Source organism: Micromonospora sp. NPDC049089, from assembly GCF_040648775.1.
Lineage (GTDB): Bacteria > Actinomycetota > Actinomycetes > Mycobacteriales > Micromonosporaceae > Micromonospora.
On record NZ_JBEZEH010000029.1, the window covers coordinates 38,631 to 44,843 of the forward strand.

The window sequence follows — 6,213 nt, forward strand, 5'->3', positions numbered from 1 at the left end:
ACCTCGGGGTTCGGCACAGGAAACAATGGTGGTCCACCCTGATCGCCAGGAGGACCGTCGGCGTGCCGCACCGCACCGCACCGCCGTCCGGGGCGGCGCAGCTGCGCGCCGACTGCGGACGCTGCTTCGGGCTGTGCTGCGTGGTGCCCGCCTTCGCCGCGTCGGCGGACTTCGCCATCGACAAGCCGGCCGGCTCGCCCTGCCCCAACCTGCGCCCCGACCACCGCTGCGGCATCCACACCGAGCTGCGGCAGCGTGGTTTTCCCGGTTGCACGGTGTTCGACTGCTTCGGTGCCGGGCAGCAGGTCGCCCAGGTGACCTTCGGCGGGCGGGACTGGCGGGACGCGCCGGAGACGTTGCCGGCGATGGCGGAGGCGTTCGCGGTGCTGCGACCGCTGCACGAACTGCTCTGGTACCTCACCGAGGCGGTGGCGCTACGCCCGCCGGCCGACCTGCGCGCCGAGCTGGAACGCGCCCGCGTCGAGACGCTGACGCTCACCGAGGGTGACCCGGCGCAACTTCGCGCGGTGAACGTCGCCGACCAACGGAACCGGGTCAACCCGCTGCTGTCCCGGGCCAGCGACGTGGCCCGCGCCCCCGGCGGCGCCGACCGGCGGGGCGCGCACCTGCTCGGGGTGGACCTGCGCCGCGTCGACCTCCGCCGGGCCAACCTGCGCGGGGCGCTGCTCATCGGCGCCGACCTGCGCGGAGCGGACCTCGGTCTGGCCGACGTCACCGGCGCGGACCTGCGCGGGGCCGACCTGCGGGGCGCGGACCTGCGGCGCACGCTCTTCCTGCACCAGACCCAGCTGGACGCCGCCCGGGGTGACACCCACACGGGCCTGCCGCCGACGCTCACCCGGCCGGCGCACTGGACGGCGCTGCCGCTCACCCCGGTCCGTCAGCCCACCCGGTCTCCCGCACCTGCTCGTCGGGGCCGGCGTCGCTGACCGCGAGGTTTCGGCCGGGACGACGCCGGGTAGCCAGCGCCGACGCGAACCGGCATCGACGGGGGGCACGGCGTGGGCTACCGAAAGCGCGACGGTGAGCTGCCGGGCGACCCGCAGCACAGTGAGGACGAAGCCGGCCAGGTGCCACTGGTGCAGGTCGAGGCGGACACCGAGGTCCCCGCACCGGCGGACACCGACGTCCGGCCGGACATCGTGACCGAGCCCGACAACTCGGGCGTCGTCGGTGGTTCATCCGGCAGCAGCGGCGGCGGTTCCAGCATGCCGGGGCACCCCGACGCGACCCGCTGACCCGGGATCAGCGGCTGGTCAGCGCGCCCCGGGCCTCGGTCATGCCCTTGTTGGCGAGCCCGTCGGCCCGCTCGTTCTCCGGGTGGCCGTTGTGTCCCTTGACCCACAGCCAGGTGACCTCGTGCCGTTCGCAGGCCGCCTCCAGCCGCTGCCACAGGTCGGCGTTCTTCACCGGCTGCTTCGCGGCGGTCCGCCAACCGTTGCGCTTCCACGACGCCAGCCAACTGGTGATGCCGTTGCGCACGTACGTGCTGTCGGTGTGCAGCTCCACGGTGACCGGCCGGTTCAGGCTCTCCAACGCCTGGATGGCCGCCATCAGCTCCATCCGGTTGTTGGTGGTGGGCGTGGCCTCACCGCCGCACAGCTCCCGCTCGTGATCGCCGTAGCGCAGCAGCGCACCCCAACCACCCGGACCGGGGTTGCCACTGCACGCCCCGTCGGTCCAGATCTGCACGCCCCTGCCGGCCGCCGCGTCCACCATGCCCGGCAACCTACCGGGAGCGGACGTCGTCCTCCCCGCTCGGGGGGCCGGCGCGCCGAGCCGTCGACGTCGAACCCACCACCGCGGGTGGGATGGCCGGCGCCGGCCGGGTGGGGCGCAGCCGGTCACGGACCCGGTCTGCGGCGTCGCCGGCGGTCGCGGCGATCATCGGCAACAGCCGGGTCGAATTCATGATGGCGACCTCCTCGGCCGGAGTGGTGCCGCCATCGAGGAAGCGCAGCACCCGCTCGGCCGGGTTGCGGTCAAAGAGCCGATCGAAGAAATCAGGACCGCCCACCCCGCCCCGGTCCAGCGCGCGCAGCGCCAGCGCGTCCATCCAGCGGTGCCGGCGCGGGTACGCCGGCGCGGGCACCGGCGCGCCGCCCGCGGCGAGGGCGCGGGCCACCTGGTCCGCCTGGCGGTACATGGCGGAGAAGGTGAAGCCGGTGGAGGGGCGGGTCGCGCCACCGGCCGTGCCGAGCCGGACCACGCGGGGAGTGGGCCGGGCGGGAAACGGCGCATCGGTCATCGGGATCACCCCGTTCTCCACCTCGCGCACCCGCAGCCCGGTCGGGTCCAGTCCGAGCAGATCCCGGTAGCCGGCCAGCGCCGCGTCGTACCCGGCGTCGGTGAGCAGGTCCGGCGAGAACTCGGTGTACTCGACCAGGGCGTAGCGGTCGCTCACCGGCAGCACGTACCCGAAGGAGACACCCCGGGGCGGCTGCGGGGTACGGAAGTCCATCAGCACCGCACGGGTCGGGTCGAACACCGGCCGGTCAGCCTCCAGCCACCACCCCCGGAAGTGCTGCAACCAGGTGGTTCGCCCCGCTCGCGCCGGCGGGCGGGGGCGCGAGTCGAGCACCCAGCCGGCCCGGACGCCGCGCCCGTCGCCGGTGCCCACCAGTACCCGGTTGCCGTCGTCGCGCACCGTCGCGGCGGGCGCGTCGATCCGGATGGGGTCGTGGGGACGCTCGGCGTCGGCAGCCCGGTCGTAGACCGGGCCGGAGCGGAGCATGGCGTACCGCAGCGGGGTGAGGTCCAGGACGCGGCGTCGCGCCGCCGTCGCCACCTCGACCTGCTGCCAGCTCGCGCTGAGCAACGGGTCCAGGTCGCCGTCGGGGTGACCCCAGAACGCCCAGGTGCGGTCCTGACCGCGTCGGCGCACCGGGTCGACGATGGCGACCCGCAGATCCCGGACGCCGTGGCGGTCCAGTGCGGCGAGCAGCAACGACGCGGCGCCGCCGCCACCGAGCAGCGCGAGGTCGACGTCGAGCGGCGCGGAGTCGGTCACCCGCACCACGCTGCCACACCGCTGCCCGGCACCACCGAATGGGCTGCCACGGCGCTCAGGCCACCGGCGCGGGCGACTCGACCGGGGGCGGGTCGGCGTAGGCGCGCGCGACCGCGGCGCGGTTGAAGACCCGCCAGGTGGCGGCGGAGACGCCGATCGCCACCACCAACCCGACCCAGTACGGCGCTGTGATGCCGAATCGGGCGGCCAGCAGCCCGCCCAGCAGTGCGCCCACGCAGTTGCCGCCCGCCGCCACGAAGAGGTTCGTGCTGGCCACCCGGCCCTGCAGGTTCGCCGGGGTGAGGCGTTGGCGCAGGGAGTTCGACACGATGTTCCACAGCCCGCCGTGCACGCCGAAGGCGAACAGCGCGAACCCGACCACGATGGTGTTGCGGGACGCGGCCAACGCCAGGTGCAGCCCCGCCTCGACGAGCAGGCCGATCCGGATCGTCCAGGTGGCGCTGATCCGGGCGATGATCCGGTCGCCGAGGAGGGCGCCGAGCACCCCACCGGTGGCCATGCAGGTGAAGAGCAGGCCGTAGCCGACGGATCCGAGGCCCAGCCGCTCGCCGGCGAGCAGCACCAGCACCGCGAGCGCGGCGGTGAGGGTCACGTTGAGCAGACCGATCAGCAGGGCCATCGTGCGCAGCAGCCGCTGGTTGGCCAGCCAGCGCAGGCCTTCGACGATCTCGCCGCCCATCGAGCGGGTACGGCGTGCCTGCGTGTCACCGACGGCGGCCCGGAAGTCCCCGCCGATCAGCGCCACCAGTACGGCGCTGAGGGCGTACGTGACGGCGTTGACCAGGAACGGGCTGCCCGCCGAGAGCGCGAACAGGAAGCCGCCGAGCGGGCCGGCGAGCATGCTGTGCATGAGAGTGGCGCCGCCGCTGAGCCATCCGTTGGCGCGCTCCAGGCGGTGCCGCGGCACCACTACCGGAACCATGGCCTGGCTCGCCGCGCGGAACACGATCTCACCGGTGTTGACCAGGAACAGCACCGCGAACAGCAGCACCACCCCGCCCTTGCCGCTGAGGATCGCCGTGGCCAGAACGGCGAGCGCGACCACCCGGACCAGGTCGATGACGATCATCAGGCGGCGCCGGTCCATCCGGTCCACCAGCACCCCGCCGGGCAGGGCGAAGAGCAGCCACGGCAGCCACGCCACGGCGGACGCTCCGGCGACCACGAGCGGGTCGTCGGTGCGCGACGCGACGAAGAGCGGCGCTGCGACGGTGGCCAGGCCGCTGCCCAGGGCCGAGAGGGTGCTCGCCGCCCAGAGTTTGGCGAACACCGGTCCCAGGCCAGCTCCCACATTCCGTGTCACGGCGAGCGAACCTACCAGCGTCTCTCCGGGCGGCACGGGGATTTATCCCTCCGGCAGAAGCCCGCCCGCGGCCAGGTTGACAGGCAACCCGGTAGTTGCCTAACTTGACAGGCAACCGAATGGTTGCCTGTTGTGGGAGGGTCGATGGACGACGCGTTCCGGGCGCTGGCCGACCCCAGCAGGCGTCGACTGCTGGACCGGCTCAACGAGCGCAACGGCCAGACCCTGCGGGAGCTGTGCGACGGGCTGGCCGGCACCCGACAGGCCGTCAGCAAGCACCTGTCGGTGCTGGAGGCGGCCGATCTCGTCACGACCATGCGGCGCGGCCGGGAGAAGCTGCACTACCTCAACGCCGCCCCGATCAACGCCATCGCCGACCGGTGGCTCAGCCGCTACGACCGCGAACGCGCCGCCACGCTGGCCGACCTGACCACCGCATTGGAGCGACAAGCCATGGAGAGCCCGACCTTCGTCTACACCACCTACGTGACCACCACCGCCCAGCGACTGTGGTCCGCGCTCACCGAACCGGCGTTCACCCGTCGCTACTGGGGTGGAGTCGCGCTGGTCTCGGACTGGCAGGTCGGGTCACCCGTGCTGTGGCAGGACGCACCGGACGGCGAGCCGCGCGACCTCGGCCAGCGGGTGCTCGTCGCCGAGCCGTACCGTCGCCTCTCCTACGGTTGGCACGGCTTCCAACCCGAGCACGCCGAGCACTTCGGCTGGTCCGACGAGGAGCTGGCCGCGCGGCTCGGTGAGCGCCGCTCGAAGGTGACCTTCGAGATCGAGCCGCACAGCGGGTCGACCGTCCGGCTGACCGTCATCCACGACGACTTCTCCCCCGACAGCGAGATGCACCGGGCGATCAGTGGCCAACTCGACGGCAGCGGCGGCTGGCCGGAGCTGCTGGCCAGCCTCAAGACCCTGCTGGAGACCGGCGAGCCGATGCCCGACCCGAGCCAGGCCCAGGCCCAGGCCCGCTGACCCGAGCGCGAATCACCTCGGCCAGGTGGTGCATTCCCGCCCTCTTCGGCAATACCTCGCCATCGGCCCAGCGGCGACAGCTCGGCCGGAGCAGACATCGATCGGAGCACCCGTGCCGGTCGGGGCGTCCGGGCCTTTCGGCAGCTCACCCCGCCTTCGGGTGGACACGTGACGGCAACGAGGATTTCTCATTTTCACCTGATCGAGGACCCAACCCACCTAGTGTTGGGCACACCGGTGCTAGTCACGGAGTTGGCCACCCGAACGACGTCCCACGCAGTCAGCGGACGAAAAGTGAGGGAAGACGCGTATGAAGGTCTCAACAGCACTCTGCTCGGCGGCGCTCGGCGTGGGCCTCGGCACGCTTCTGCTGCCAGGCGCCGCACTGGCCGACACCACTGTGTCACCGGCCACCACCCCGGTCGGTGGGACCGTCGTGCTCACCGCGACGACCTGCAACCCGAAGTCGGGTGACGCCCTCTTCCGGGTCACCGGGCCCAACCGCGACCAGAACGTCCGATCCACCACGGCCGCCGCCGGCGGCGGGCTGAGCGCCGAACTCTTCACCGCCGGATTCACCCTGGGCACGTACACGGTGGCGGCGACCTGCGGCGACGGCAGCTCGGCCGGCACCGCCACCTTCGCCGTCACCCCGATCGGCGGCGCGCCGGCCGGCTCCGGCGGCGACAACCGTGACACCGGCGCTCTCGCTGCCGGCGGCACGCTGCTCGGCACCGCCCTCGCCGGCGCGGTGATCCTGATCCGCCGGCGCCGTCCGGTGTCCACTGTCGCCTGATCGGCGACCGTTCCATCCCTGAGACGGGTTCCCCCCGACGGGAGAACGGAGCGGGCCCCCCCACAATAAGGTTAGGAG

The 6,213-nt window shown here is 73.0% G+C and carries 7 protein-coding genes; 4 read left to right on the top strand and 3 right to left on the bottom strand.

Translation table 11 applies throughout. The features are described from left to right. Positions 1–62 precede the first annotated feature (62 nt). Both AB0B48_RS07900 and AB0B48_RS07905 read left to right on the top strand, forming a co-directional pair. A complete protein-coding gene (locus AB0B48_RS07900) occupies positions 63–950 on the top strand; it encodes a pentapeptide repeat-containing protein (protein ID WP_357197577.1) in 888 nt (295 codons plus the stop codon). A gap of 72 nt (positions 951–1,022) precedes the next feature. After that, entirely contained in the window at positions 1,023–1,259 is a 237-nt protein-coding gene (locus AB0B48_RS07905) for a preprotein translocase YidC (protein ID WP_357197580.1), read from the top strand. Between the two features lie 7 nt (positions 1,260–1,266). On the opposite strand, the gene rnhA is transcribed toward AB0B48_RS07905, so the two are convergent. The 3 genes from rnhA to AB0B48_RS07920 are packed head-to-tail and all read right to left on the bottom strand — an operon-like array spanning position 1,267 to position 4,355. Continuing rightward, positions 1,267–1,740, bottom strand: a complete 474-nt coding sequence (gene rnhA, locus AB0B48_RS07910) for a ribonuclease HI (RefSeq protein WP_091406604.1) — start codon at positions 1,738–1,740, stop codon at positions 1,267–1,269. Between the two features lie 10 nt (positions 1,741–1,750). After that, complete coding sequence (locus AB0B48_RS07915) at positions 1,751–3,031, bottom strand: lycopene cyclase family protein (RefSeq protein ID WP_357197582.1); 1,281 nt, start codon at positions 3,029–3,031, stop codon at positions 1,751–1,753. 55 nt (positions 3,032–3,086) lie between these two features. Then, positions 3,087–4,355: an MFS transporter gene (locus tag AB0B48_RS07920; protein WP_357197585.1), complete on the bottom strand. Its 1,269-nt coding sequence runs from the start codon at positions 4,353–4,355 to the stop codon at positions 3,087–3,089. A 144-nt stretch (positions 4,356–4,499) separates the two neighbouring features. Between AB0B48_RS07920 and AB0B48_RS07925 the strand changes: the two genes are divergently transcribed. Both AB0B48_RS07925 and AB0B48_RS07930 read left to right on the top strand, forming a co-directional pair. Next, positions 4,500–5,339 carry a metalloregulator ArsR/SmtB family transcription factor gene (locus tag AB0B48_RS07925; RefSeq protein ID WP_357197588.1) on the top strand — a complete coding sequence of 280 codons (840 nt, stop codon included), beginning with the start codon at positions 4,500–4,502 and terminating at the stop codon, positions 5,337–5,339. A 310-nt stretch (positions 5,340–5,649) separates the two neighbouring features. Then, entirely contained in the window at positions 5,650–6,135 is a 486-nt protein-coding gene (locus tag AB0B48_RS07930) for a hypothetical protein (protein WP_091406610.1), read from the top strand. The last annotated feature ends 78 nt before the right edge of the window (positions 6,136–6,213 follow it).